The organism is Vibrio galatheae (genome assembly GCF_000967545.1).
Lineage (GTDB): Bacteria > Pseudomonadota > Gammaproteobacteria > Enterobacterales > Vibrionaceae > Vibrio > Vibrio galatheae.
Genome location: NZ_JXXV01000014.1, coordinates 59,251 through 81,794, shown reverse-complemented (window position 1 = coordinate 81,794; position 22,544 = coordinate 59,251). Strand labels below are relative to the sequence as shown.

The 22,544-nt window shown below is 45.5% G+C and carries 27 protein-coding genes; 9 read left to right on the top strand and 18 right to left on the bottom strand.

The features are described 5' to 3' along the window. The first annotated feature begins 5 nt into the window (after positions 1 to 5). The 6 genes from pilB (at position 6) to yacG (ending at position 5,481) form a co-directional block, all read left to right on the top strand. Entirely contained in the window at positions 6 to 1,694 is a 1,689-nt protein-coding gene (pilB, locus tag TW81_RS07515; RefSeq protein ID WP_045955094.1) for a type IV-A pilus assembly ATPase PilB, read from the top strand. A gap of 12 nt (positions 1,695 to 1,706) precedes the next feature. Then, a complete protein-coding gene (locus TW81_RS07510; protein WP_045955093.1) occupies positions 1,707 to 2,933 on the top strand; it encodes a type II secretion system F family protein in 1,227 nt (408 codons plus the stop codon). A gap of 35 nt (positions 2,934 to 2,968) precedes the next feature. Further along, positions 2,969 to 3,838 carry a prepilin peptidase gene (locus TW81_RS07505; RefSeq protein ID WP_045955092.1) on the top strand — a complete coding sequence of 290 codons (870 nt, stop codon included), beginning with the start codon at positions 2,969 to 2,971 and terminating at the stop codon, positions 3,836 to 3,838. A 1-nt stretch (position 3,839) separates the two neighbouring features. Continuing rightward, positions 3,840 to 4,448 carry a dephospho-CoA kinase gene (gene coaE, locus TW81_RS07500; RefSeq protein ID WP_045955091.1) on the top strand — a complete coding sequence of 203 codons (609 nt, stop codon included), beginning with the start codon at positions 3,840 to 3,842 and terminating at the stop codon, positions 4,446 to 4,448. 34 nt (positions 4,449 to 4,482) lie between these two features. Continuing rightward, entirely contained in the window at positions 4,483 to 5,223 is a 741-nt protein-coding gene (gene zapD / locus TW81_RS07495; RefSeq protein WP_045955090.1) for a cell division protein ZapD, read from the top strand. Between the two features lie 63 nt (positions 5,224 to 5,286). Then, positions 5,287 to 5,481, top strand: a complete 195-nt coding sequence (gene yacG / locus TW81_RS07490; RefSeq protein WP_045955089.1) for a DNA gyrase inhibitor YacG — start codon at positions 5,287 to 5,289, stop codon at positions 5,479 to 5,481. A 284-nt stretch (positions 5,482 to 5,765) separates the two neighbouring features. On the opposite strand, the gene rplS is transcribed toward yacG, so the two are convergent. From rplS to ffh, 5 genes are all read right to left on the bottom strand, one after another. Beyond that, complete coding sequence (gene rplS / locus TW81_RS07485; protein ID WP_032549758.1) at positions 5,766 to 6,119, bottom strand: 50S ribosomal protein L19; 354 nt, start codon at positions 6,117 to 6,119, stop codon at positions 5,766 to 5,768. Between the two features lie 42 nt (positions 6,120 to 6,161). Continuing rightward, positions 6,162 to 6,905 carry a tRNA (guanosine(37)-N1)-methyltransferase TrmD gene (trmD, locus tag TW81_RS07480; protein WP_045955088.1) on the bottom strand — a complete coding sequence of 248 codons (744 nt, stop codon included), beginning with the start codon at positions 6,903 to 6,905 and terminating at the stop codon, positions 6,162 to 6,164. Between the two features lie 27 nt (positions 6,906 to 6,932). Beyond that, positions 6,933 to 7,481, bottom strand: coding sequence for a ribosome maturation factor RimM (gene rimM, locus TW81_RS07475; RefSeq protein WP_045955087.1), 549 nt, complete (start codon positions 7,479 to 7,481; stop codon positions 6,933 to 6,935). A 27-nt stretch (positions 7,482 to 7,508) separates the two neighbouring features. Next, positions 7,509 to 7,757 (bottom strand): 30S ribosomal protein S16, encoded by a 249-nt coding sequence (gene rpsP, locus TW81_RS07470; protein ID WP_004742593.1) that lies wholly within the window; start codon positions 7,755 to 7,757, stop codon positions 7,509 to 7,511. A gap of 282 nt (positions 7,758 to 8,039) precedes the next feature. Further along, on the bottom strand, positions 8,040 to 9,446 hold the full coding sequence (ffh, locus tag TW81_RS07465) for a signal recognition particle protein (RefSeq protein WP_045955086.1): 1,407 nt from the start codon (positions 9,444 to 9,446) through the stop codon (positions 8,040 to 8,042). Positions 9,447 to 9,655: 209 nt separating this feature from the next. On the opposite strand from ffh, the gene TW81_RS07460 reads away from it, so the two are divergent. Next, the gene (locus TW81_RS07460; protein WP_045955085.1) at positions 9,656 to 10,450 is read left to right on the top strand and encodes a cytochrome C assembly family protein; all 795 of its coding nucleotides are present in this window, start codon (positions 9,656 to 9,658) and stop codon (positions 10,448 to 10,450) included. A gap of 130 nt (positions 10,451 to 10,580) precedes the next feature. Then, on the top strand, positions 10,581 to 11,852 hold the full coding sequence (locus TW81_RS07455) for an HlyC/CorC family transporter (protein WP_045955084.1): 1,272 nt from the start codon (positions 10,581 to 10,583) through the stop codon (positions 11,850 to 11,852). A gap of 66 nt (positions 11,853 to 11,918) precedes the next feature. Here TW81_RS07455 and rpoS read toward each other — a convergent pair whose 3' ends face one another. The 11 genes from rpoS to folB form a co-directional block, all read right to left on the bottom strand. Further along, the gene (gene rpoS / locus TW81_RS07450; RefSeq protein WP_045955083.1) at positions 11,919 to 12,899 is read right to left on the bottom strand and encodes an RNA polymerase sigma factor RpoS; all 981 of its coding nucleotides are present in this window, start codon (positions 12,897 to 12,899) and stop codon (positions 11,919 to 11,921) included. 71 nt (positions 12,900 to 12,970) lie between these two features. Next, entirely contained in the window at positions 12,971 to 13,882 is a 912-nt protein-coding gene (nlpD, locus tag TW81_RS07445; protein ID WP_045955082.1) for a murein hydrolase activator NlpD, read from the bottom strand. A gap of 2 nt (positions 13,883 to 13,884) precedes the next feature. Next, positions 13,885 to 14,511, bottom strand: a complete 627-nt coding sequence (locus TW81_RS07440) for a protein-L-isoaspartate(D-aspartate) O-methyltransferase (protein WP_045955081.1) — start codon at positions 14,509 to 14,511, stop codon at positions 13,885 to 13,887. A gap of 2 nt (positions 14,512 to 14,513) precedes the next feature. Further along, positions 14,514 to 15,272 (bottom strand): 5'/3'-nucleotidase SurE, encoded by a 759-nt coding sequence (gene surE / locus TW81_RS07435; RefSeq protein WP_045955080.1) that lies wholly within the window; start codon positions 15,270 to 15,272, stop codon positions 14,514 to 14,516. After that, on the bottom strand, positions 15,269 to 16,315 hold the full coding sequence (gene truD, locus TW81_RS07430) for a tRNA pseudouridine(13) synthase TruD (protein WP_045955079.1): 1,047 nt from the start codon (positions 16,313 to 16,315) through the stop codon (positions 15,269 to 15,271). Before truD ends, surE begins: the two co-directional genes overlap by 4 nt. 52 nt (positions 16,316 to 16,367) lie before the next feature. After that, positions 16,368 to 16,844 (bottom strand): 2-C-methyl-D-erythritol 2,4-cyclodiphosphate synthase, encoded by a 477-nt coding sequence (gene ispF, locus TW81_RS07425; protein ID WP_045955078.1) that lies wholly within the window; start codon positions 16,842 to 16,844, stop codon positions 16,368 to 16,370. A 3-nt stretch (positions 16,845 to 16,847) separates the two neighbouring features. Then, complete coding sequence (gene ispD, locus TW81_RS07420; protein ID WP_045955077.1) at positions 16,848 to 17,555, bottom strand: 2-C-methyl-D-erythritol 4-phosphate cytidylyltransferase; 708 nt, start codon at positions 17,553 to 17,555, stop codon at positions 16,848 to 16,850. Further along, complete coding sequence (gene ftsB, locus TW81_RS07415; protein ID WP_045955076.1) at positions 17,556 to 17,834, bottom strand: cell division protein FtsB; 279 nt, start codon at positions 17,832 to 17,834, stop codon at positions 17,556 to 17,558. It lies immediately after the preceding gene. 113 nt (positions 17,835 to 17,947) lie between these two features. Then, positions 17,948 to 18,751 (bottom strand): undecaprenyl-diphosphate phosphatase, encoded by an 804-nt coding sequence (locus TW81_RS07410; protein WP_045955075.1) that lies wholly within the window; start codon positions 18,749 to 18,751, stop codon positions 17,948 to 17,950. A 33-nt stretch (positions 18,752 to 18,784) separates the two neighbouring features. After that, a complete protein-coding gene (gene folK, locus TW81_RS07405; protein ID WP_045955074.1) occupies positions 18,785 to 19,270 on the bottom strand; it encodes a 2-amino-4-hydroxy-6-hydroxymethyldihydropteridine diphosphokinase in 486 nt (161 codons plus the stop codon). Further along, a complete protein-coding gene (folB, locus tag TW81_RS07400; protein ID WP_045955073.1) occupies positions 19,267 to 19,620 on the bottom strand; it encodes a bifunctional dihydroneopterin aldolase/7,8-dihydroneopterin epimerase in 354 nt (117 codons plus the stop codon). Before folB ends, folK begins: the two co-directional genes overlap by 4 nt. Positions 19,621 to 19,776: 156 nt before the next feature. On the opposite strand from folB, the gene plsY reads away from it, so the two are divergent. Then, positions 19,777 to 20,388, top strand: a complete 612-nt coding sequence (plsY, locus tag TW81_RS07395; RefSeq protein WP_045955072.1) for a glycerol-3-phosphate 1-O-acyltransferase PlsY — start codon at positions 19,777 to 19,779, stop codon at positions 20,386 to 20,388. Between the two features lie 21 nt (positions 20,389 to 20,409). On the opposite strand, the gene TW81_RS07390 is transcribed toward plsY, so the two are convergent. After that, positions 20,410 to 21,234, bottom strand: a complete 825-nt coding sequence (locus tag TW81_RS07390) for an alpha/beta fold hydrolase (protein ID WP_045955071.1) — start codon at positions 21,232 to 21,234, stop codon at positions 20,410 to 20,412. A 76-nt stretch (positions 21,235 to 21,310) separates the two neighbouring features. Further along, positions 21,311 to 22,327 carry a tRNA (adenosine(37)-N6)-threonylcarbamoyltransferase complex transferase subunit TsaD gene (tsaD, locus tag TW81_RS07385; protein WP_045955070.1) on the bottom strand — a complete coding sequence of 339 codons (1,017 nt, stop codon included), beginning with the start codon at positions 22,325 to 22,327 and terminating at the stop codon, positions 21,311 to 21,313. Positions 22,328 to 22,544 lie beyond the last annotated feature (217 nt).

The following is a 22,544-nucleotide window of genomic DNA, read 5'->3' as shown; positions in this document are numbered from 1 at the left end:
TTGATATGACGAATCTGCCAACCATCTTGCGCCAAGCTAAGCTGCTGGATAGTAAACAAGAAGCGCAATTGCTTGAGTCTAGCAAGGCCGCCAATCTCTCCGTCGTAGAAGCGCTACTTAAACTCGATTGGTTTTCCCCAGCAGAGCTTCTCTCACATCTTTCACGAATATTCGCGCTGCCTGTGATTGATTTTTCAAACTACGATTATCAAAGTGTGTGTCGCTCACTCGGCTTAGTTGATCTCATTCGCCAATATGAGGCTATTCCAATCCGGCAAAGTGACCATCAATTATTGATTGCGATCGCAGACCCAAGCGACTTAAACATTGAAGAAGAGTTTCGCTTTGCGACAGGCAAGCAAATTGAACTCGTACTGGCTGATAGTAAGCAAATTAAAGGGGTGATTCGCCAAATGTATGGCACTGCCCTTGATAGCGAGACATGGACGCATAACAAAGAGTTGAGCGGACAAGATCTTGCTAACTTAGTACACATCTCCGATGATGAACTCGACGATCTTGAAGACTTGAGCGCAGACAATGCTCCAGTAAGTCGTTACATAAACCAAATCCTGCTTGATGCGATTCGCAAGCGGGCGTCAGACATTCACTTCGAACCGTATGAATCCTCTTATCGAGTGCGTTTCCGCTGTGATGGATTGTTAATTGAAACCCAGCAGCCAAGCCACACACTCAGCCGACGTTTGTCAGCAAGATTAAAAATTATCGCTAAGCTCGACATCGCCCAGCGCCGTCTTCCTCAAGATGGACGAATAAAACTGCAGCTCACTCCCGACACCGCGATCGACATGCGTATTTCGACACTGCCGACCTTATGGGGAGAAAAAATCGTCTTAAGGCTGTTGGATAGCAATAATACCGAACTCAATATCCAAGCGTTAGGCTACAACGATTTACAGCAAGCTATATATCAAAAAGCTCTCGCTCAGCCACAAGGGATGATCCTGATGACAGGGCCAACAGGTAGTGGCAAAACCGTCTCGCTCTACGCAGGTTTGAATTTCCTCAATACGCCACAAGTCAACATTGCCAGTGCTGAAGATCCGGTTGAAATTAACCTGCCTGGCATTAATCAAGTACAAATTAACCCTCAAATCGGCTTAGACTTTGCTCAAGCGCTCAGAGCATTTCTACGTCAAGATCCGGATATTGTGATGGTGGGCGAAATACGCGACCTCGAAACCGCAGAGATCGCAGTGAAGGCCGCGCAAACCGGGCATTTAGTCTTATCTACGCTGCACACCAATTCGGCGGCAGAAAGTATCTTACGTCTGCAACACCTCGGTATTTCTCCAGCCGATATCTCGTCTTCATTGAGCTTAGTCATTGCTCAGCGGCTCGCCCGCAAGCTATGTGAACAGTGTAAGGTGGAAGAGCCAATCTCTGCCGAGTTAGAACAACAACTTGGCATAACGGAGCTTCAATCAATTTATCGAGCCAATCCAACTGGCTGCCCAGATTGTAACCAAGGCTATTTCGGCCGAATTGGCCTCTACGAAGTGATGAGCTTAGATCCAACCCTAGTACAAGTCATTAATCACAGCAACGATGTGAGGGACATAGAACAAGTGGCGATAAAACAAGGCATGCAAACCCTCAGAGATTCAGGCATTGAAAAACTGCTGGACGGACTCACCAGTTACCAGGAGTTACAACGTGTACTCTACCTATAAGTTAACGATGTCATGATAATTTACACACGTCACCCACTTAGACGTTACTACTGGAAAGGCGTTAACCGCAGCGGACAGAGACTATCAGGGAGGTTGCTCGCTCTAAACGAACAGGAAGTCAATGAGCGATTGACTGAGCAATCCATTCAGATTATCAAGCTAAAAAAGCGCCCGGTTTCGCTATTCACTCAACTGACCCAAAGCGTGACGAAAAAAGACATCACCCTATTCACTAGGCAAATGAGTACCATGCTCGCAACGGGGCTCCCTATCTGCCATGCGCTGAAGCTTATTCAGAACAACCATCCGAAAGCCGAGATGAAATCTATCCTTCGCCATATCATTAAAGGTGTAGAAGCAGGCAGTCCTATCGCTAAGACCTTGGCCAATGCGAGTCCCCTTTTCGACTCTCTCTATGTTGACTTAATTGCAACGGGCGAACAATCAGGCAATCTTGCCCAAGTATTCACACGTATCGCTGACTACCGCGAAAAATCTCAACTGCTCAATGCGAAAGTGATTAAGGCACTGATCTATCCAAGCATCGTTGTTATGGCCGCCGCGCTGGTAAGTTATCTGATGTTAAATTTCGTTATCCCGCAGTTTGAAACCATGTTCCACGGTTTTGGTGCGCAACTGCCTTGGTTCACCCAGCAAGTATTAACGCTATCTGCTTACACTCAAACTTATGCTGGTCAATCGATTGCGGCCATCGCAATTGTTGTCATTACGCTAGGATTGATTCGCCGCAAGTCTCACCCAGCGGCGCTACTGTTAAGTCGCTTAGCGATCAAGTTACCCGTTGTCGGCGAAATTATCGCTAAAGCGTCAATAGCTAGGTTCTCGCGAACTCTAGCTACCAGTGTCAATGCAGGCGTACCGATCCTCGCAGGCCTTAAAGCATCCGCCAAAACAGCTCACAACTTGTATTATCAAACTGCTATCGAGAGCGTTCTTGTCGGGATTAGCGCAGGCACTCCGTTTTACATCGCAATGCGCAATGGTCAAGCCTTTCCCGACATGGTTGTGCAAATGGTGATGGTTGGTGAAGAATCAGGGCACTTGGACGAGATGCTGAATAAGATCGCTGACCTCTATGAAGTAGAAGTGGACACTACTGTAGACAACTTAGGCAAAATTCTTGAACCCGCGATTATCATTTTTTTGGGTCTAATGGTTGGTGGATTAGTCGTGGCGATGTATTTACCTATCTTTAATTTAATGAGTGTCTTAGGATAAGATACACAACTTATCTGGTTGAATTTACCTATTTTATGGATGCTTTTTACTATTACCCTTGGCTTTTTCCTGCCTTGGCGACGCTATTTGGCCTTATCGTGGGCAGCTTTTTGAATGTGGTTATTCACCGCTTGCCTGCGATCATGGAGCGCGAATGGCGGACAGAATGCGCCGAGAGCTTCCCTGAATACAAAATAGCGCCCCCCCAAGGAACATATAATCTCAGTGTGCCCAGGTCTTCCTGCCCGAAGTGTGCTATGCCAATCAAAATGATCGACAATATTCCTGTGCTCAGTTGGTTGATGCTCAAGGGGAAATGCCGCCAATGTGGTAGTAAGATAAGCGCTCGCTACCCGCTCATTGAGCTTCTGAGCGCAGGGCTATGCTTTTTGGTCGCCGAGCAAATGGGGTTTAGCTATTTCGCAGTTGCGCTCTTGTTTTACACTTTTACTCTTATCGCAGTCACCTTTATCGACCTCGATACCATGCTGCTCCCTGATCAACTCACACTTCCACTCACATGGGCTGGTATTGCCCTAGCTCTGCTGCACATTAGCCCGGTATCTCTGCAAGACTCTATCATCGGCGCGATGGCTGGTTACCTTTCACTGTGGTCGGTCTACTGGCTATTCAAAATCGTGACAGGTAAAGAAGGAATGGGCTATGGTGATTTTAAACTGCTTGCCGCTTTGGGCGCATGGCTCGGTTGGCAACACTTGCCGATTATCATTTTACTCTCATCACTCGTTGGCCTAGTGTTTGGTTTAGTGCAACTCAAACTTAAACGTCAGGGAATAGACAAAGCGTTTCCATTTGGTCCTTATTTGGCGATTGCTGGCTGGGTAAGCATGCTATGGGGAGAAGACATTCTCACTTGGTACTTAAGCCACTATTTAGGAATTTAATATGACATTTGTTGTGGGAGTGACTGGTGGTATTGCCAGCGGTAAAACGACGGTCGCTAACCTGTTTCAGCAAGAGTTTGGCATTGAGATTGTTGATGCCGATGTTGTTGCACGCCAAGTGGTTGAACCAAATAGTGTCGGACTGAAATCAATTGAAGGCTATTTTGGCCACAGCGTGATTCAACCAGATGGCACACTCGATCGTGCTAAGCTAAGAGAGATCATTTTTAGCCAACCTGAACATAAAGCTTGGCTGAATAATTTGCTTCACCCTATGATTCGCCAACGAATGCTGGATGAACTTGGCGAAGTTAAGTCTGAATATGCTTTGTTGGTCATCCCATTGATGGTCGAAAACAACTTACAATCACTAGCAGACAAAGTCCTTGTTGTTGATGTCGATGAACAAACTCAGATTCAGCGAACGGTTGAACGTGACGCAGTCGATGCGACGCAAGTCAAAGCGATTCTTTCGTCTCAGGCAACGCGTGAACAAAGATTAGCGATCGCCGATTATGTGATTAAAAATGATACGGAAAACCAAAAACTTTTGCCTCAAATCACAGAATTACATAAAAAGTTCCTAGAAATCAGTAGGGAAAATCGGTGAGAATAAAGGTTGAAGACTATAGAGCTGCATATTAATGACCACGCATTATTTTGAACATCCACTAAATGAGAAAACCCGCATCTACCTCCGCGTTGAAGCTCTGCTTAATCAACTGGATGTAGCGGCGAAGTTTAGTGATGATATGCAGCATTTACTCTTTTACCGTTCCCTGTTTGATCTGCTTGAGATCTTCGAGCAAATTCAGCTCAAGAGTGAGTTGGCAAAAGATATCGAAAAGCAGCGACTGGCCTATCGTTCTTGGCTTAACTTTGAAGGGGTCAACCAAGACATGTTACAGCATGTGCTGTACGAAATAGATGCGGTGCACAGTGATCTAATGGGAGCTGAGCGTTTTGGTCAAAGCCTGAAAGAAGATCGTTTCTTGAGTGCTATTCGCCAACGCTTCAACCTCCCTGGTGGTTCTTGCTGTTTTGACCTTCCCGCCCTTCATCATTGGCTGCACTTGCCACTTGAAAACAAGCAAGCCGATGCAAAAAAATGGCAATCTACTCTTCAACCGCTTTCTCAGGCACTCAAACTGTGGCTAAAGCTCACCCGCGAGACGGGTCATTTTCGTACTATCCAGGCTAGCTCAGGTTTCTATCAAAGTGATGCTGACGACGCGAATATCCTGCGTCTCGAAATTCCCATGAAGTATGGCGTCTATCCGATGATCTCTGGGCACAAGAACCGTTTTGCTATCAAGTTTATTGAGTTCGAATCCGGTCAGGCCTCTGTCGCCAATATCGAATTTAAGCTTGCGGTGTGCAATTAGAATTGCACGTGCAAATCACGCTATACTAACCCTCATACCATTCTTTTAGTTCAGAGAAACACCATGTCCAAAGTTACCGTAGTTCCTTGCCCTCAATGTGGCGAAGACGTTGTTTGGGGTGAACAAAGCCCTTACCGCCCTTTTTGCAGCAAGCAATGCCAGATGATCGATTTTGGTGAATGGGCCGATGAAGAAAATTCGATTCCCGGCGCGCCTGATATGTCAGATGCAGACGGTTGGTCAGAAGATCAGTACTGATAGAATCGAGAAACAAGAACACTACACTTTGAGATGCGAGAAAGAGAAAGCTGATGTGAAAACATCGGCTTTTTTATTCACTAACCAGCGACATTTTAGAGCGATATGCGCAGGAGTATTTTGCGAAAGGAAGAAGGAAGAAGGAAGAAGGAAGAACGGGGTTTACGCCAGTAATTAAGTACCGACGACGCCGCTATCGTGAAATCTCACCAGCATAACACCTAAAATAAAAAAGCGGAGGCCAATTGGCCTCCGCTAATACTATGAGAACGCTAGTTATAGCATTACTTCTTAGCAAGTTTCTCTTTAATACGAGCAGACTTACCAGAACGCTCACGTAGGTAGTACAACTTGGCACGACGTACTGCACCACGGCGTTTAACTTCGATGCTATCAACCATTGGAGAATGAGTTTGGAACGTACGCTCAACACCTTCACCGTTAGAAATCTTACGTACAGTGAATGCAGAGTGTAGACCACGGTTACGGATTGCGATTACAACGCCTTCGAAAGCCTGTAGACGCTCACGGTCACCTTCTTTTACCTTAACTTGAACTACAACAGTGTCACCTGGTGCAAATTTAGGTAGGTCTGATTTTAGTTGCTCTTCTTCAAGAGCCTTGATGATGTTACTCATTTTAATAAATTCCTAGAATAAACTGATACTAAATTTAATAGGTTACTTAGCTCGACTCTCTTTGATGAATTCGGCTAGTAATTGTTCCTGTTCGTCAGTCAGAGCTAGGTTTTCCAGGAGTTCTGGTCTTCTTAGCCAAGTACGGCCTAACGACTGTTTTAGTCGCCAGCGACGAATGTCCTTATGGTTGCCAGACTTGAGTACCGCAGGTACTTCTTTACCACCTAACACCTCAGGGCGCGTATAGTGAGGGCAATCTAACAAGCCATTAGCAAAAGAGTCTTCTTCTGCTGACGCGAAATCTCCTAATACTCCCGGTACAAACCGAGCAACAGAATCTATCAACGTCATGGCTGGTATTTCACCACCCGTCATCACAAAATCTCCAATTGACCATTCTTCATCAACTTCAGATTGGATGATACGCTCATCTACCCCTTCGTAGCGGCCACAAATCAGAAGCAAGTTCTCATTGGTTGCCAGCTCTTCTACTCCTTGCTGATCGAGTTTTCGACCTTGAGGAGAGAGATAAATGACTTTCGTCTTACCTGGTGAGGCTTGTTTAGCAGCATGAATGGCATCGCGCAAAGGCTGAACCATCATTAGCATACCTGGGCCACCACCGTAAGGTCTGTCATCAACAGTGCGATGCTTGTCGTGCGTGAAATCGCGAGGATTCCATGTCTCAATCGACAAGAGACCTTTTTTTACCGCTTGACCTGTTACTCCATAATCAGTAACAGAACGGAACATTTCTGGAAATAGGCTTATTACGCCAACCCACATGTTTATCTCGCTCTGGTAATTTGGAGTTTAGAATCCAGGATCCCAGTCAACTTCGATCCGTTGAGCTTCGCGATCAATATTCTTGATCACCTGCTCTTCAAGGAACGGAATTAATCGTTCCTTTTGTCCGAAAGCGTCTTTTAGATTTGCTTTAATTACAAGAACATCGTTGGAGCCCGTTTCTAGCATGTCAGAAACGACACCTAGATCGTAACCGTTAGAAGTTACAACGTTCATACCAATCAAATCACGCCAGTAGAACTCATCTTCTGGCAATTCCGGTAATACCGCAGGGTCAATTGAAATTTCAAAGTTAGTCATCAACTGCGCTTCTTCGCGCACATCAAGACCTTCAAGTTTCACCACCATACCTTTGTTATGGCGCTTCCAGCTTTCTACTTTGTATTCTACCCACGAGCCATTTTGGTTAACAAACCAAGGGCTGTAATCAAATATGCTTTCAGTATTGTCTGTGTAGGAAAAAACCTTAAGCCAACCACGAATGCCGTAAGTAGCACCAAACTTACCTACAACAATCATTTCGTTGCTCATTGTTTCTCTACCTTTCATCGACATAAGCTAATTTCTACTTCTTAAAAAGAATTAAGCCGCTTTTTGAGCGTCTTTAACTAGCTTAGCTACGCGGTCAGATACAGATGCGCCTTGACCAACCCAGTGGTTAACGCGATCTAGGTCTAGACGTAGACCTTCTTCTTGACCTTGAGCAGTTGGGTTAAAGAAACCAACTTTCTCGATGAAACGGCCAGTTGCTGCATTGCGGCTGTCCGCTACTACGATTTGATAAAATGGACGCTTTTTAGCGCCGTGACGTGCCAAACGAATGGTTACCATGTCGTCCTCTTTTGCTTTCTCAAAAATAAAATTAACCCCAAGAACCATTTATCACTAAATAGTTTGGGGCTCGTGCCAAAATAAAGCTCCGGAATTTTACTCTTATTCCGAAGCAATGCAAGGGATTTAGCTACTTTTTCACCAACATAAAACGCAAGTTAAGTTTGTGACCTAGCTAACACCTTGAAATATTGGAGTAGAATAGAACCTAGTCCCTAGCTCCTAGATATTTCATAGTTCTATCGAACACTCTAGAGACTAGGAACTCTCATCTAGAAACGCTTAACGGCCAAACGGATTGAAGCCACCGCCACCCATTCCACCCATTCCACCCATTCCGCCCATACCACCCATCATGCCTTGCATGTTGCGCATCATGCCTTTCATGCCACCTTTCTGCATCTTCTTCATCATTTTCTGCATCTGAGTGAACTGTTTAAGCAAGCGGTTTACATCTTGAACCTGAGTCCCCGAACCTGCAGCAATACGCTTTTTGCGTGATCCTTTAATCAACTCAGGGCGTTGACGCTCTTTCATCGTCATTGAGTTAATGATCGCTTCCATCTGTTTAAACATTTTATCGTCAACTTTATCTTTGACGTTATCAGGTAGATTGCTCATGCCAGGTAGCTTATCCATCATACCCATCATGCCACCCATGTTTTGCATCTGACCTAGCTGTTCACGGAAATCTTCAAGGTCGAAACCTTTCTTCTCCTTGAATTTTTTCGCTAGTTTCTCTGCTTTCTCGGTATCAACATTACGTTGCAGGTCTTCGATAAGCGACAGAACATCACCCATACCCAGAATGCGTGAAGCAACACGGTCAGGGTGGAAAGGTTCTAGAGCATCTGTTTTCTCACCAACACCCAAGAATTTAATTGGCTTACCCGTAATATGACGAACCGACAAGGCCGCACCGCCACGCGCATCACCATCGACTTTAGTTAGTACCACACCAGTAAGAGGTAGAGCATCGCCAAACGCTTTGGCTGTATTTGCCGCATCCTGACCTGTCATGGCATCAACAACAAACAGAGTCTCGACAGGATTAATTGCGGTATGTAGCTCTTGAATCTCTGCCATCATCTGCTCATCAACCGCTAAACGTCCCGCGGTATCGACAAGTAACACGTCGTAGAACTTCTTCTTCGCATGATCGATGGCAGCGTTAGCAATGTCGAGAGGCTTCTGGTCTGCAGACGACGGGAAGAAATCAACCCCAACATCAGAGGCCAGCGTTTCTAACTGTTTAATCGCTGCTGGTCGGTATACGTCGGCAGAGACAACCAGAACTTTCTTCTTCTCACGCTCTTTTAACAGCTTAGAGAGTTTACCTACCGAGGTAGTTTTACCTGCCCCCTGCAAACCTGCCATTAAAACAACCGCAGGTGGCTGAGCCGCTAGGTTAAGCGCTTCGTTGGATTCCCCCATGACCGCTTCAAGTTCTGCTTGAACGATCTTGATGAACTCCTGTCCTGGAGTCAGTGATTTGGATACCTCGACTCCTACAGCGCTCTCTTTAATACGCTTGATAAACTCGCGTACAACAGGCAGGGCTACGTCCGCTTCAAGAAGTGCCATACGCACTTCACGTAACGTCTCTTTAATATTCTCTTCAGTCAGTCGACCTTTACCGCTGATGTTTTTCAGCGTTTTGGATAAACGATCCGTTAAATTCTCAAACATCTTAGTCTCTTTACCCAGACGGTTTGCAAGAAGGCTCGCCCGTCAATATTGGCGAAAAATTACTGTGAGTATACCTTAGCCAACCCAAGCTTGACACTGTCTAGATTACTTTTGATCTCTCAAGTCATGTAAATGAAAGTGATAAGTCATAGCTCAAGCCGTTGATGCAAGGTATAATTTGCTAAAAATTCACCAGCTCATAGAAAATAATGGATAACCTAATCGCCGTTGTTGCCGCAATCCTGTATCTATTAGCGATTGCCACCATAGTTCCGGGACTTGTGCATCAGACAGGGATCCGCGTAAAAACTGTCTTTATTAGTGCGCTTCTTGCGTTGGCTTTCCATGCGTGGCTACTTAGCGATCTAATCTTAGGTAGCTCAGGGCAAAACCTCAGTATTCTTAATGTCGCTTCATTAATTGGTTTTATTATATCGCTGGTGATGAGTGCTGCGATGCTGAAAACTCGCCTATGGTTCTTATTGCCTGTGGTCTACAGTTTTTCTGCTTTGAATCTCGTCGCTGCTGCTTTCTTACCCAGTACTTTTATCACCCACCTTGAGCAAGATCCTAAGCTATTAATCCATATTTCCCTGGCGCTGTTCTCATACTCAACACTGACTATTGGCGCTTTATACGCTCTGCAATTGGCATGGCTCGACCACAAATTGAAAGCGAAAAAGGCGTTGGCGATTAACCCGAATTTGCCTCCGCTATTAATGGTTGAACGACAGCTGTTCAATATCATTTTGATCGGTAATTTATTGCTAACCGGTACACTATTGACTGGTTTTGTCTTCGTGCAAGATATGTTTGCTCAGGGCAAAGCACATAAAGCTATTTTGTCATTTATCGCGTGGATTGCCTACTCGGTTCTGCTGTGGGGCCACTATCAGAAAGGATGGCGTGGCCGAAAAGTTACTTGGTTTGCGGTAGCAGGAGCTTCATTGCTCACTTTAGCTTATTTCGGCAGTCGATTTGTACGAGAAATAATTCTCCGTTAGTCACGAACGTTTGAGTTAAGTGCATAGTAGACGCCTTTCTTTTACAATACTCAGTTCTCTTTTTTGAAAATTGACTTAGCTGTAAATTTAGGTCATAAATTAATCAAACATAACAAGGAAAAGATAAGCTTTGGACGACATATCAACGGGTATCTTATTTGCGCTACTCGCGTGTCTTATTGTTATTTCAGGATATTTCTCAGGTTCCGAGACAGGGATGATGGCTCTGAACCGCTACCGCCTAAAGCACTTAGCCAACACAGGTCACAAGGGTGCAAAACGTGTCGAGAAACTACTTGACCGCCCGGATCGCCTAATTGGTCTGATCTTAATTGGCAACAACCTCGTTAACATTCTGGCCTCGGCTATCGCCACCATTCTTGGTATGCGTTTGTTCGGCGATTTAGGTGTCGCAATTGCAACTGGTGTGCTCACCTTAGTCATTCTCGTCTTTGCCGAAGTGACACCCAAGACACTCGCAGCGCTTTATCCAGAGAAGGTATCTTACACCAGCAGTATCCTACTAAGCATATTAATGAAGGTACTGTCACCACTCGTTCTGTTAGTGAACTTTATCACCAATGGTTTCATTCGCCTTTTAGGGATCAAAGCTGATCATAACGGTGAGGATCACCTGAGTTCTGAAGAACTGCGTACCGTGGTAAATGAAGCGGGCAGCCTGATCCCTCGTCGCCACCAAGATATGCTGATTTCCATCCTCGATCTAGAGCATGTCACCGTCAACGACATCATGGTGCCACGCAATGAAATTACAGGTATTGATATTAATGATGATTGGAAGTCGATTGTTCGACAGTTGACTCACTCTCCTCATGGCCGAGTTGTGTTGTATCGCGATCAGATCGATGAAGTTGTCGGCATGCTGCGTTTGCGTGAGTCTTACCGATTGATGCTAGAAAAGAACGAATCCACAAAAGAAACCTTACTGCGTGCCGCAGATGAAGTTTACTTCATTCCCGAGAGCACGCCGCTAAACGTTCAACTGCTTAAGTTTCAACGTAATAAAGAGCGTATCGGGCTTATTGTTGATGAATATGGCGATATCATTGGTCTGATTACACTTGAGGATATTCTCGAAGAGATCGTCGGTGAATTTACGACCTCGATCGCGCCAAGTTTATCTGATGAAATTTCGCCCCAAGGAGATGGTAGTTTCCTAATAGAAGGAAGTGCCAATATTCGCGACATCAACAAAGGGCTCAAATGGACACTCCCCACAGATGGACCAAGGACGCTAAATGGATTGATTCTAGAGCATTTAGAAGATATTCCAGAAAGTCACTTGAGCGTCCAAGTCTCTGGCCATCCAATGGAAATTGTTGAGCTAGAAGAAAACCGCATCAAACTGGTTAAAGTATTCCCACGGTTAAAAACCAAATAGTTGCTACTTGTGCAACACGATCAAAAAAGCCTTGGATATTCCAAGGCTTTTTTACTCACGTTCAGTTTAGTCTTCCGTCACACTAAATAGGTTTTCCATATTTAGCCCTTGTTTAATCAGTATTTCTCTTAAGCGACGTAAGCCTTCAACCTGAATCTGACGTACTCTCTCGCGAGTCAGATTAATTTCTCGTCCCACTTCTTCAAGGGTTGATGGTTCATAGCCTAGCAAACCAAAACGACGCGCTAACACTTCTTTCTGTTTCGGGTTAAGTTCATCTAACCAATGAATCAAAGAGTCTTTGATATCGTCATCTTGAGTTGAGACTTCAGGATCAGAATTGTTGATATCAGGAATAATATCCAGCAGTGCTTTTTCGCCATCACCACCAATTGGTGTATCTACCGAGCTAATGCGCTCATTTAAACGAAGCATTTTACTGACATCATCAACTGGCTTATCGAGTTGAGTGGCAATCTCTTCGGCCGTTGGTTCATGATCGAGTTTTTGCGACAATTCACGCGCGGTACGCAGGTAAATATTCAGCTCTTTGACCACGTGAATAGGTAATCGAATCGTGCGTGTTTGATTCATCAATGCACGTTCGATGGTTTGACGAATCCACCATGTAGCATATGTTGAAAAACGGAAACCACGCTCTGGATCGAACTTCTCAACAGCACGAATTAAACCTAAGTTGCCTTCTTCGATCAGGTCAAGCAAGGCTAGGCCACGGTTGCTATAACGACGAGAGATTTTAACCACTAAACGAAGGTTACTTTCGATCATACGTTTGCGTGCGGCTTCGTCACCTCGCAATGCACGGCGTGCGTATAATACTTCTTCTTCAGCAGTAAGTAGTGGAGAAAAACCAATTTCGCCTAAATAAAGCTGTGTTGCATCAAGGCTTTTTGTTGATGCGTCAAACTCTTCTTTAGTCTCTTCGGCTTGTGTGGATTTTGTGGATTCTTCAGCTCGAAGCGTTTCCATCGCTTCTTGGCTAATTTCGAATTCTTCGACTTTCGTTGCTGCATTGCTGATACTCATGGCGCCTCCCCCTGGCGAGCTAGCAAGACATTACTACGTCTAATGTCGCTATTTTACCTAACAGTAAATTATTATGGTAAGTAGCGATTTGGATTCACTGACTTACCTTGATAGCGAATTTCAAAGTGCAAACGAACACTGCTTGTTCCGGAGCTGCCCATTGTTGCAATCTTTTGGCCTGCTTTAACACTTTGCCCTTCGTGTACTAGCAACCGATCGTTGTGTGCATATGCACTGAGGTAATTGTCGTTATGTTTTATAATCACGAGATTACCGTAACCACGTAGCGCATTGCCCGAATAAACGACGCTGCCTTCCGCTGTTGATACGATGGATTGACCTCGCTGTCCTGCGATATCAATACCTTTATTCCCTTGATCTCCAGCAGAGAAGTTTTTGATTACTCTCCCTTTCGTTGGCCATAACCATTTGGAAATTTTATTGTTATTGGTATTCGGTTTGTTTACAACTTTGTTAACATCCTGTTTACCATTAGAACCAACATACTCCTTTGATTTTGATTGATCAACCTTCTTTGGAGGATCTTTTGGGGCTATTTTTTGATCAGATCGTGGGGAGTTTGAGCTAACCTTTTGATTCGAGTTTATGCTCGAACTTGACTTGATACTTGGGGTAGATGGTGTACTTGCTGCCGCGACAACAGCTCCAGCCCCTGTACCACCATAAGCAGGAGCAGAATAGGCAGGTTGCCACAGTTTGAGTTTTTGGCCGGGAAAGATGGTGTAAGGTGCTTTTAAGCCATTGTAACTGATTATATCTTTTACATCTTTGTCTGTGACATAGGCTATAAAATACAGCGTATCGCCCTTTTCCACTTGATAGAAGCTACCACGATAACTTCCCCTAGAAACAGAGCTATAATCTTTTTTCAATCCTGTCACTGGCGCAGGTGAATATGCAGTACACCCGAGTAACGTACTGCACAGAATTAACACCTGAAGAAAACAAGATTGTCGTTTCATGGTTATGCGAGGTCACCAGCAACCAAAGGCACAAAGCGCACCATCTCAACCACTTGGGTAAAATAGTCGTCACCACGACGAGTGATCTTCAGCAGTTGCTGCTCTTCAAGCCCGACTGGAATGACCATCACCCCACCGTCATCCAACTGGTTCAACAATGCCGAGGGGACAGATTCGGCAGCTGCGGTAACAATAATCGCATCAAACGGTCCTTTCGCTGTCCAGCCTTGCCAACCATCACCATGCTTAGTCGAAACATTATAAATGTCGAGCTGCTTCAGACGGCGTTTAGCTTCCCACTGCAAGGCTTTAATTCGTTCAATAGAAAAAACATGATCGACTAACTGAGCCAAGACTGCGGTTTGATACCCAGACCCCGTACCAACTTCAAGTACACGGCTTTGTCTTGTTAACGCTAACATTTCTGTCATTTTAGCGACGATGTAGGGCTGTGAAATTGTCTGCCCTTGTCCAATTGGCAACGCATTATTGTCATACGCCTGATGCATCATTGCCTGAGAAACAAACTGCTCTCTCGGTAATCGATGAATTGCATCCAGCACGTTCTGATCTTGAATGCCACTCGCGACAAGAAAGTCGATTAATCTGTCAGCATGTGGGTTTGCCATTCTTATTGTTCCTTTAACCAGTTATCCATACTTACCAGTGATTCATGGGCCGTTAGGTCCACTTGCAGTGGAGTGACTGAAACGTAGCCATGCTCAAGAGCGTAAAAATCCGTTCCCTCTCCCGCATCTTGCTCTTTACCAGGAGGGCCCAACCAATAGATATCATGACCGCGGGGATCTTTCTGCTTGATCATGGCTTCAGCGTGATGGCGCGCACCTAGCCTAGTCACTTGCGTACCTTTTAACTGATCAAATTCGACGTCAGGCACGTTAACATTCAGAAGGCGATTGGTAGGAATTGGACTGCCTGCATGCTGAGAAACTAATTGTCGAGCAATTGCCGCTGCAGTATCAAAATGATGCTTACCCACTAACGAAAAAGCAATCGCTTGAACTCCAAGAAAATGCCCTTCCATTGCGGCTGCCACTGTACCGGAATAAAGAACATCATCGCCTAAATTCGCACCGTGATTAATTCCAGCCAGTACTAAGTCTGGCAAATCATCTTTCATCAACTCGTTCAACGCAAAATGCACACAATCGGTTGGTGTTCCCTGAACTGAGAAAATCTTCGGCGCAATTTCGGTTACCCTTAATGGCTGTTCTAACGTTAGAGAGTTAGATGCGCCGGAACGATTTCGATCAGGGGCGACGATGGTCACTTCAGCCATATCTCGTAGCGCGTCAGCCAGTGCATGGATTCCTTTCGCATGAACACCATCATCATTACTGATGAGGATTTTTAACTTTTTTTCATTCATTGATAGTGGCGCTCCACCTCAACTTCTTCTATTAATTCGCGGATAATTGCGGTGGCGAAGCAGCCCGCGTCTAATGAGAAGGTCAACGTCACTTGATCATCTTCAACATGCCAAGTGAGATCCTGAGGCATCAAACAAATGTCTCTTCGCTCATGACGCATACGATTCCCACGAATTAATGCCATCAAATCAGGCTCTGCATCCAAATGTGGCTGTTCAAGTGAAAGTGCGTCTTCTAACGTTGGCAGGGCGTTATCACCGGCAAGAGCAGCGGTAATGTTCGCCTGACCTGAAGCAACGTGCTGCGAGACATTGGCTAAGTTATCAGCCTCAACCGTAATTCTTTGCTCAGCTTGATGAATCAGATCACCAAGGATCGGCTGAGTAAAAAGACCCTTTTCAATGCGATCCGACAAAATAGTATTGAAGATCCAAGAACGAGCCGCAGACAGGTAAAGACTGCGTTTGTTTTGATTGCGTGTACGGACATTCTCGCGTCCCCAGCGTCTCGCCTCTTCTAGATTGTTGCCTTGATTACCAAAACGCTGACTACCAAAATAGTTCGGTACCCCTGCTTTAACCACAGACTCTAAACGTGCAACAACATCAGCGACATCGGTCACTTCCGACAGTGTCACCACAAATTGGTTACCAACCAAGTCACCAGGGCGAAGTTTTTTATTGTGTCTGTCTGTAGCGATAATTTCGATACTTGGATACTCGGCGAGAAAAGCACTAAAGTCTGGAGCATCACCTTTGGGTAGATGAACGCTCAGCCATTGCTCTGTCACGGCATGACGGTCTTTCAAACCAGCCCAGCTGACGTCTTTTGATTTAACCCCGCACGCTTTGGCTAATTCGTTGGCAACAAAGCTGGTATTTTCACCGGTTTTTCGGATGCGCACCATCAAGTGCTCCCCGTTTCCCGTAAAGTCAAAACCCAGATTTTCATTAACTTGAAAGTGCTCAGGTTTAACTTTAAGTTTGCCTTTCGCAACTGGCTTACCATTCAAGTAAGCAAATGAAGATAAAATATCAGACATAGTAATTTCCGCCGCTTGGCCGCTGACATTGTTAGCAGCAGCCAAAAGCTATTTATTTTTTAATCAGCAATACAACCGCTTCGGTTGCGATGCCTTCTTTGCGCCCAGTAAAACCTAAGCGCTCGGTGGTCGTCGCTTTCACGTTGACGTTGCCAAGTTCAGTATCTAAATCTTGCGCTATCACCTGACACATGGCATCTATATGTGGCGCCATCTTAGGCGCCTGAGCCATGATGGTGATATCGGCATTACCAAGAATATAGCCTTGTTCACGCACTCGACGGTAAACGTCACGCAATAAATCACGGCTATTGGCACCTTTCCATTTATCATCAGTATCTGGAAAGTGTCGACCGATATCACCTGCAGCAATCGCACCTAACAGCGCATCACATAAGGCGTGCAGCGCGACGTCACCATCAGAATGTGCAATCAAACCTTGCTCGTACGGGACTTCAACCCCGCCTATGATGACAGGGCCTTCGCCACCAAATTTATGCACATCAAAGCCGTGACCAATTCGAATCATGAGTTATCCTTTGTTTCTGCTGAGGTAAAACTCAGCTAACGCTAAATCTTCTGGCTGGGTAATTTTAATATTGTCGGCTCGACCTTGAACTAAGGCTGGCTTTAGTCCCAACCATTCCATTGCCGACGCTTCATCTGTGATTGCTATATGGTTTTCAAGCGCCTGCGTCAAGGCATGGGTTAACGCCTGAGTCTTAAACATTTGTGGTGTAAGTGCGTGCCACAACGCTTCCCTTTCCACTGTGTGATCTATCTTTTGAGCACTGTCTGCTCTTTTCATCGTGTCTCTGACTGGCGTTGCCAAAATACCGCCTAACTGATTTAACTCAGCCGTGGCAATCAAACGATCAACATCTTGCAAGTCAAGACACGGCCGCGCTGCATCATGAACCAAAACCCACTCCGCAAGTTGATTGTGAGCGATATATTGTAAGGCAGATAACACAGAGTCAGCACGCTCCCTACCACCTGATACGCGAATGACATCTGGGTGATTAGCTATCGCAAGTTCAGGGAAATATGGGTCGCCGTCAGTAATCGCAACCACGACTTTATTGACAACAGGATGAAGCAGAAGTTTTTCAACCGTGTGCTCTAAGACCGTATGGCCTTGGATGGTAAGGTACTGTTTAGGACGATCCGCTTGCATTCGACTGCCAACCCCAGCAGCAGGAACAACGGCAACAACAGACAGTGGCGAGGCTGAAGACATCTAGTTCTCTTCTCCAACAATACGATAAAAGGTTTCTCCCTCTTTGATCATGCCAAGTTCATGTCGCGCGCGTTCTTCAATAGCATCGAGACCTTGGCGCAAGTCATCGATCTCAGCAAACATTTCATCATTGCGCGCTTTGAGATTGCCATTCACTTGGTGCTGCACTTGAGTTTCTGCCGTGACCGCTTGAAAATCTGAAATGCCGTTCTTGCCGAACCACAGCTCAAATTGTAGCCAGCCAAGAACCAAAGTTAAGGTCAGTGCAAAAATCCGCATATCGTCAATCAAAGAAGAGAGATAAAGAAAGACCACATATATATCACAATGTCGCTGTTGGCGCGAGATTGGGCAATGTGGCCTAGTGAAGATTGTGCTCTATATAGAAAGAGTTAGTTCATCATCAGGAAGGCGAATAAGCCCGCACCAAGTAGCAAACGATAGATAACAAACGGTGTCATTCCCATACGGGTAATCAGTTTCAAGAAGAAATGAATACAGATATAAGCACTAACAAACGAGGTGACAATCCCGGTAATTAGGAAACCAAAATGGATAGGCTCTCCACTGGTGACTAGCTTGAGACCCAAATAACTGCCAGCAAGCAATATGATGGGAATTGACATTAAAAATGAAAAACGTGCCGCCGCTTCACGGCTAAAGCCGAGATAAAGTGCCGCAGTAATGGTGGCTCCTGAGCGAGAGGTACCTGGAATCATAGCCAACGCCTGAGAAACACCGATAAACAATGACTTTTTCCAGTCCGCTTGATACTCATCATCGGTGAGCTGAGCGTTTTTATCCACATACCACAGCAAGAGGCCAAACACGATTGTTGTGGTGGCAATCACCCAAGCACTACGCAAATATAGCTCAATAATATCTTTCATCAGTAAGCCAAACAGGCAAGCTGGGATAGTTGCTAACACTATCATCCATGCCAGTTTGGCTTCCTTACTGCGTTCACCTTTAAAAATCGATCCGAGAAAGGCCACTAGCAAGCTAATAACTTCTTTACGGAAATAGATCACGACCGCAGCAAGTGTTCCGACATGGACAGCAACATCAAAGGCTAATCCTTGATCTTCCCAACCTAAAATGGCCGATGGCAGAATTAGGTGCGCAGAACTAGAAATCGGCAGAAATTCAGTTAATCCTTGTACCAAGGCAAGGATAAGGGCTTCAAAATAACTCATGAAAATCTCATTACTTATTAGGGTCTATTGACCTTATTCAAACCAGACCGGAATCGGCGCTAGTGACGAATCAAATTGAGACTGCTGCCAGATCTCTTCGATGGTTCGTCCATCTTGAGGCACCACTAGCTGAGGACAAAGTTCCAGTAGAGGCTTAAGGACAAAGGCATACTCAAAAATATCACGTCGAGGTAACTCAGGCTTAGTCTCTGACGTGTGCTCACCGAACAAAATAATATCAAGGTCAATTGTTCTTGGTTCAAACTTGCTCGCATTTTCGGCGCGGCCTAGTTTACGCTCAATGTTACGTAATTGGCTGGAGAACTCTGTCAAATTAAACGAAGTTTTCATCTCTACGACAAGGTTGTAGAAAGCACTGCTGTCAAAACCTATTGATTCACATTCATAAATCGTCGAAAGACGAATGTCAGCACCGATGTTGGTAAGTTCATCAATTGCAGCCGCAATGTGTTTGCGCCTTTCGATATTGGAACCGATACCTATGTAGGCAGTAATCATGCATTGCCTCGTTCAATCACAACACCGACACCTTTAGCCTGAGGCACGGCACCAGGTTTGGTCAGACGGATGCGAATCCAAGGGACATTGAAACGAGACATGATCAGCTCAGCGACTTCTTCTGCCACGCGCTCTACTAGTAGAAATTGGCCGCCCTCAATATGAGAAATAACCGCCTGACTAACTTGAGCATAATCGAGTGCATCGACGACATCATCACTTTTCCCCGCCGGACGATTGTCATGGGCCATTTCGATATCAAGCACCAACTTTTGCTTAATCTCTTGTTCCCAATCGTACACGCCGATAGTGGTGATTACTTCCAATTGCTCAATAAATACTGTGTCCATCGATTACTTCCTTTAGAGGTCGGATACCCAAATTGCTTAAAAAGTCGTACTATTTACAGCTCATACAGAACTGATTTTGTCGTTTGATAGCACCAAGCGCGATATAATATCAGTTACTTGCTTGGCTAACACCTGTTTCAAACGAGTTACCCTACTATGACCCCACTAGCACTCATTATGATCATATTTGCCTATCTGTTGGGCTCGATCTCTAGTGCGGTATTAATTTGTCGCGTACTGCGTTTGCCAGACCCTCGCGCAGTCGGCTCGAACAATCCCGGCGCCACCAATGTGATGCGCATCGGTGGGAAAAAAGCCGCCTTTGCAGTACTGCTGTGTGACATGCTCAAAGGAACCATTCCAGTCTGGGGAGGGTATTTTTTAGGTATTGACCCAATTCTGCTTGGCGTCATTGCGATAGCAGCATGCCTTGGCCACATGTACCCGCTGTTCTTTCATTTCAAGGGAGGAAAAGGCGTGGCGACTGCACTCGGGGCATTCGCGCCAATAGGTTGGGATCTGACAGGAATGCTACTCGCCACTTGGCTTAGCATCGCATTGGTATTTCGTTATTCATCTTTGGCCGCCATTGTCACTGTGCTGCTGGCGCCCTTTTATACTTGGCTGATCAAACCTCAATACACGCTCCCCGTTGCCATGTTGTGCTGCTTGATCATTTTTCGTCATCATCAAAATATTAAGCGTTTGTTTGAGCGTAAAGAGCCTAAGATTGGCGAGAAGAAAAATGGCTTGAATAAAGCCTCATAACCTTGAGGCTTTATCTAGAGATCAAATTGCGGATGGATAAACTCGTGCAAAGAATGTCGTGAGCATCTCTGTCACAAACTCAGCTTGCTCTAAATTCGAAATATGACCAGCGTTAGGGATCTGAATCAACTGCGAACCTGTAATCGTATCGTGCATTAGATAAGATTCGAGCATAGGGCGTGGTTTGTCCTCCTGTCCTGCTGCGATAAGTACTGGCAAAGCAAATTTTTCGATGGCTTCAAACTGGTCTCGGCGGCCAAAGACCATACGCCCAATCCGAGCAACCTCAACCGCTTGTTCACCTTGCAAATCTAGTAGCGACTGACGAAACTTAGCGACTAACTCTGGGTTATCCTGCGCCGCATTGTGGGCAAAAAACAGTGGCGTCACAGCATCAACCAATGTCTCGGGAACGGCTTGCAATTGGCTAATCGTATCGAGCATGGTGAAGTATTTCGCGTGAGCGACTTCCGGCTCTAGGCCTACGAAGGTATCCATCAAAACCAACGATTGCACACGTTGTGGAATCAGGCTCACTACCTCTGTTCCCCACATACCACCAACTGAAAGGCCAACAATCGAGAATGTTTCAATTTCAAGATGCTCCATCAACGCGACGATTTGCTCTGCGTAATCGGTTAGCGAGCGAGTTGAGTTAGGCGCAAAATCAGACTGACCATGTGCCCAAAGCTCAGGAACAATACAGCGATAATGCTGGCTTAGTGCCTCTACTTGCGGAGCCCACATCGCGCTATCCCAAAGATAGCTATGACCGAAGACAATCACAGGTCCTGTACCCACATCTTGATAGGCCATATCTCGGCCATCTAAAGCAAATTTTTTCATAAGTCTATTCAGGATTATTGTTAGCGGTGTGATATGAAAAGGCCGCTACAACACGACCTTTTCTTGGATGACATGATTATTTGATCGACTCTAGTTGATCAATCGGCCAGCGCGGCGTTGCTTGAACGGAAAGATCAGCGACTTCACCATTTTTCAGGCGTTGCATGCCAGCATAAGCGATCATCGCCCCATTATCGGTACAGAATTCAGTACGTGGATAATAAACTTCACCACCAATTTTCTTCGCCAGTTGCTCTAGATCGGAGCGTAAACGGCGGTTTGCACTAACACCACCAGCAATCACAATACGCTTAAAGCCAGTTTGTTCGAGTGCGCGCTTACACTTAATCGTCAGCGTGGCACAAACGGCTTCCTCAAAGGCTAACGCAATATCGGCGCGCGTTTGTTTATCATCGCCATTGGCCGCAATCGTATTGGCAGTAAAGGTCTTGAGACCCGAAAAACTCATATCTAAACCTGGACGGTCTGTCATTGGGCGTGGAAATTTAAAACGACCAGGGGTGCCTTTTTCCGCCAACTTAGATAACAGAGGGCCACCAGGATAATCCAAGCCCATTAACTTGGCGGTTTTATCAAACGCTTCACCCGCCGCATCATCAATTGACTCACCGAGAATTTTGTACTCGCCAATACCTTTGACTTCCACCATCATGGAATGACCACCAGAGACCAAGACCGCAACAAATGGAAACGGTGGCGGGTTATCTTCCAGCATAGGTGCAAGCAAGTGGCCTTCCATATGATGAACAGGTACCGCTGGAACCCCCCATGCATAAGCCATACTTCTGCCAATTGTCGCGCCAACAAGCAGTGCGCCCACTAAGCCAGGGCCTGCTGTATAGGCAACGCCATCAATGTCTTTCGGCGTCAAATTCGCCTCAGCCATGGCGGCTTTGATCAGTGGAATGGTTTTTTTAACGTGATCTCGTGACGCAAGCTCTGGTACCACGCCGCCATAATCAGCATGCAGTTTCACCTGACTATAGAGCTGATGAGAAAGCAATCCCTTCTCATCGTCGTAAATGGCAATGCCTGTTTCATCACAAGAGGTTTCTATACCAATAATGCGCATGGTTTACCTTGGAGGTCTGTGTCTAGTATTCAAAATTGGCGCAATCTTACCGCGCCTTTGCTTCTCAAACAAATTTTGTGCAAACTCTACCCAACAAAATACTTTACAAAGCTAGTGTGATCGGATTAAAATTCCGCACCATTTTTGATCAAGCTGATTGTAGACCTAGCGAACACGCTAAGTACTGTGAAGTCAGCATTAACGAATTAACCCCTGA

Bases quoted from the DNA above. Each gene is read 5' to 3' on its own strand.
- zapD (WP_045955090.1), top strand. From the start codon at position 4,483: ATGACCACGCATTATTTTGAACATCCACTAAATGAGAAAACCCGCATC.
- ispD (WP_045955077.1), bottom strand. From the start codon at position 17,555: ATGTCTTCAGCCTCGCCACTGTCTGTTGTTGCCGTTGTTCCTGCTGCT.
- tsaD (WP_045955070.1), bottom strand. From the start codon at position 22,327: ATGCGCATTATTGGTATAGAAACCTCTTGTGATGAAACAGGCATTGCC.
- folB (WP_045955073.1), bottom strand. From the start codon at position 19,620: ATGGACACAGTATTTATTGAGCAATTGGAAGTAATCACCACTATCGGC.
- TW81_RS07440 (WP_045955081.1), bottom strand. From the start codon at position 14,511: ATGGCAAACCCACATGCTGACAGATTAATCGACTTTCTTGTCGCGAGT.
- nlpD (WP_045955082.1), bottom strand. From the start codon at position 13,882: ATGAAACGACAATCTTGTTTTCTTCAGGTGTTAATTCTGTGCAGTACG.
- TW81_RS07460 (WP_045955085.1), top strand. From the start codon at position 9,656: ATGGATAACCTAATCGCCGTTGTTGCCGCAATCCTGTATCTATTAGCG.
- folK (WP_045955074.1), bottom strand. From the start codon at position 19,270: ATGATTACTGCCTACATAGGTATCGGTTCCAATATCGAAAGGCGCAAA.
- rplS (WP_032549758.1), bottom strand. From the start codon at position 6,119: ATGAGTAACATCATCAAGGCTCTTGAAGAAGAGCAACTAAAATCAGAC.
- rimM (WP_045955087.1), bottom strand. From the start codon at position 7,481: ATGTCGATGAAAGGTAGAGAAACAATGAGCAACGAAATGATTGTTGTA.
- trmD (WP_045955088.1), bottom strand. From the start codon at position 6,905: ATGTGGGTTGGCGTAATAAGCCTATTTCCAGAAATGTTCCGTTCTGTT.
- TW81_RS07390 (WP_045955071.1), bottom strand. From the start codon at position 21,234: ATGAAAAAATTTGCTTTAGATGGCCGAGATATGGCCTATCAAGATGTG.
- ffh (WP_045955086.1), bottom strand. From the start codon at position 9,446: ATGTTTGAGAATTTAACGGATCGTTTATCCAAAACGCTGAAAAACATC.
- yacG (WP_045955089.1), top strand. From the start codon at position 5,287: ATGTCCAAAGTTACCGTAGTTCCTTGCCCTCAATGTGGCGAAGACGTT.
- TW81_RS07410 (WP_045955075.1), bottom strand. From the start codon at position 18,751: ATGAGTTATTTTGAAGCCCTTATCCTTGCCTTGGTACAAGGATTAACT.
- TW81_RS07510 (WP_045955093.1), top strand. From the start codon at position 1,707: ATGATAATTTACACACGTCACCCACTTAGACGTTACTACTGGAAAGGC.
- pilB (WP_045955094.1), top strand. From the start codon at position 6: ATGACGAATCTGCCAACCATCTTGCGCCAAGCTAAGCTGCTGGATAGT.
- rpsP (WP_004742593.1), bottom strand. From the start codon at position 7,757: ATGGTAACCATTCGTTTGGCACGTCACGGCGCTAAAAAGCGTCCATTT.
- plsY (WP_045955072.1), top strand. From the start codon at position 19,777: ATGACCCCACTAGCACTCATTATGATCATATTTGCCTATCTGTTGGGC.
- TW81_RS07505 (WP_045955092.1), top strand. From the start codon at position 2,969: ATGGATGCTTTTTACTATTACCCTTGGCTTTTTCCTGCCTTGGCGACG.
- ftsB (WP_045955076.1), bottom strand. From the start codon at position 17,834: ATGCGGATTTTTGCACTGACCTTAACTTTGGTTCTTGGCTGGCTACAA.
- coaE (WP_045955091.1), top strand. From the start codon at position 3,840: ATGACATTTGTTGTGGGAGTGACTGGTGGTATTGCCAGCGGTAAAACG.
- ispF (WP_045955078.1), bottom strand. From the start codon at position 16,844: ATGATTCGAATTGGTCACGGCTTTGATGTGCATAAATTTGGTGGCGAA.
- surE (WP_045955080.1), bottom strand. From the start codon at position 15,272: ATGAATGAAAAAAAGTTAAAAATCCTCATCAGTAATGATGATGGTGTT.
- rpoS (WP_045955083.1), bottom strand. From the start codon at position 12,899: ATGAGTATCAGCAATGCAGCAACGAAAGTCGAAGAATTCGAAATTAGC.
- truD (WP_045955079.1), bottom strand. From the start codon at position 16,315: ATGTCTGATATTTTATCTTCATTTGCTTACTTGAATGGTAAGCCAGTT.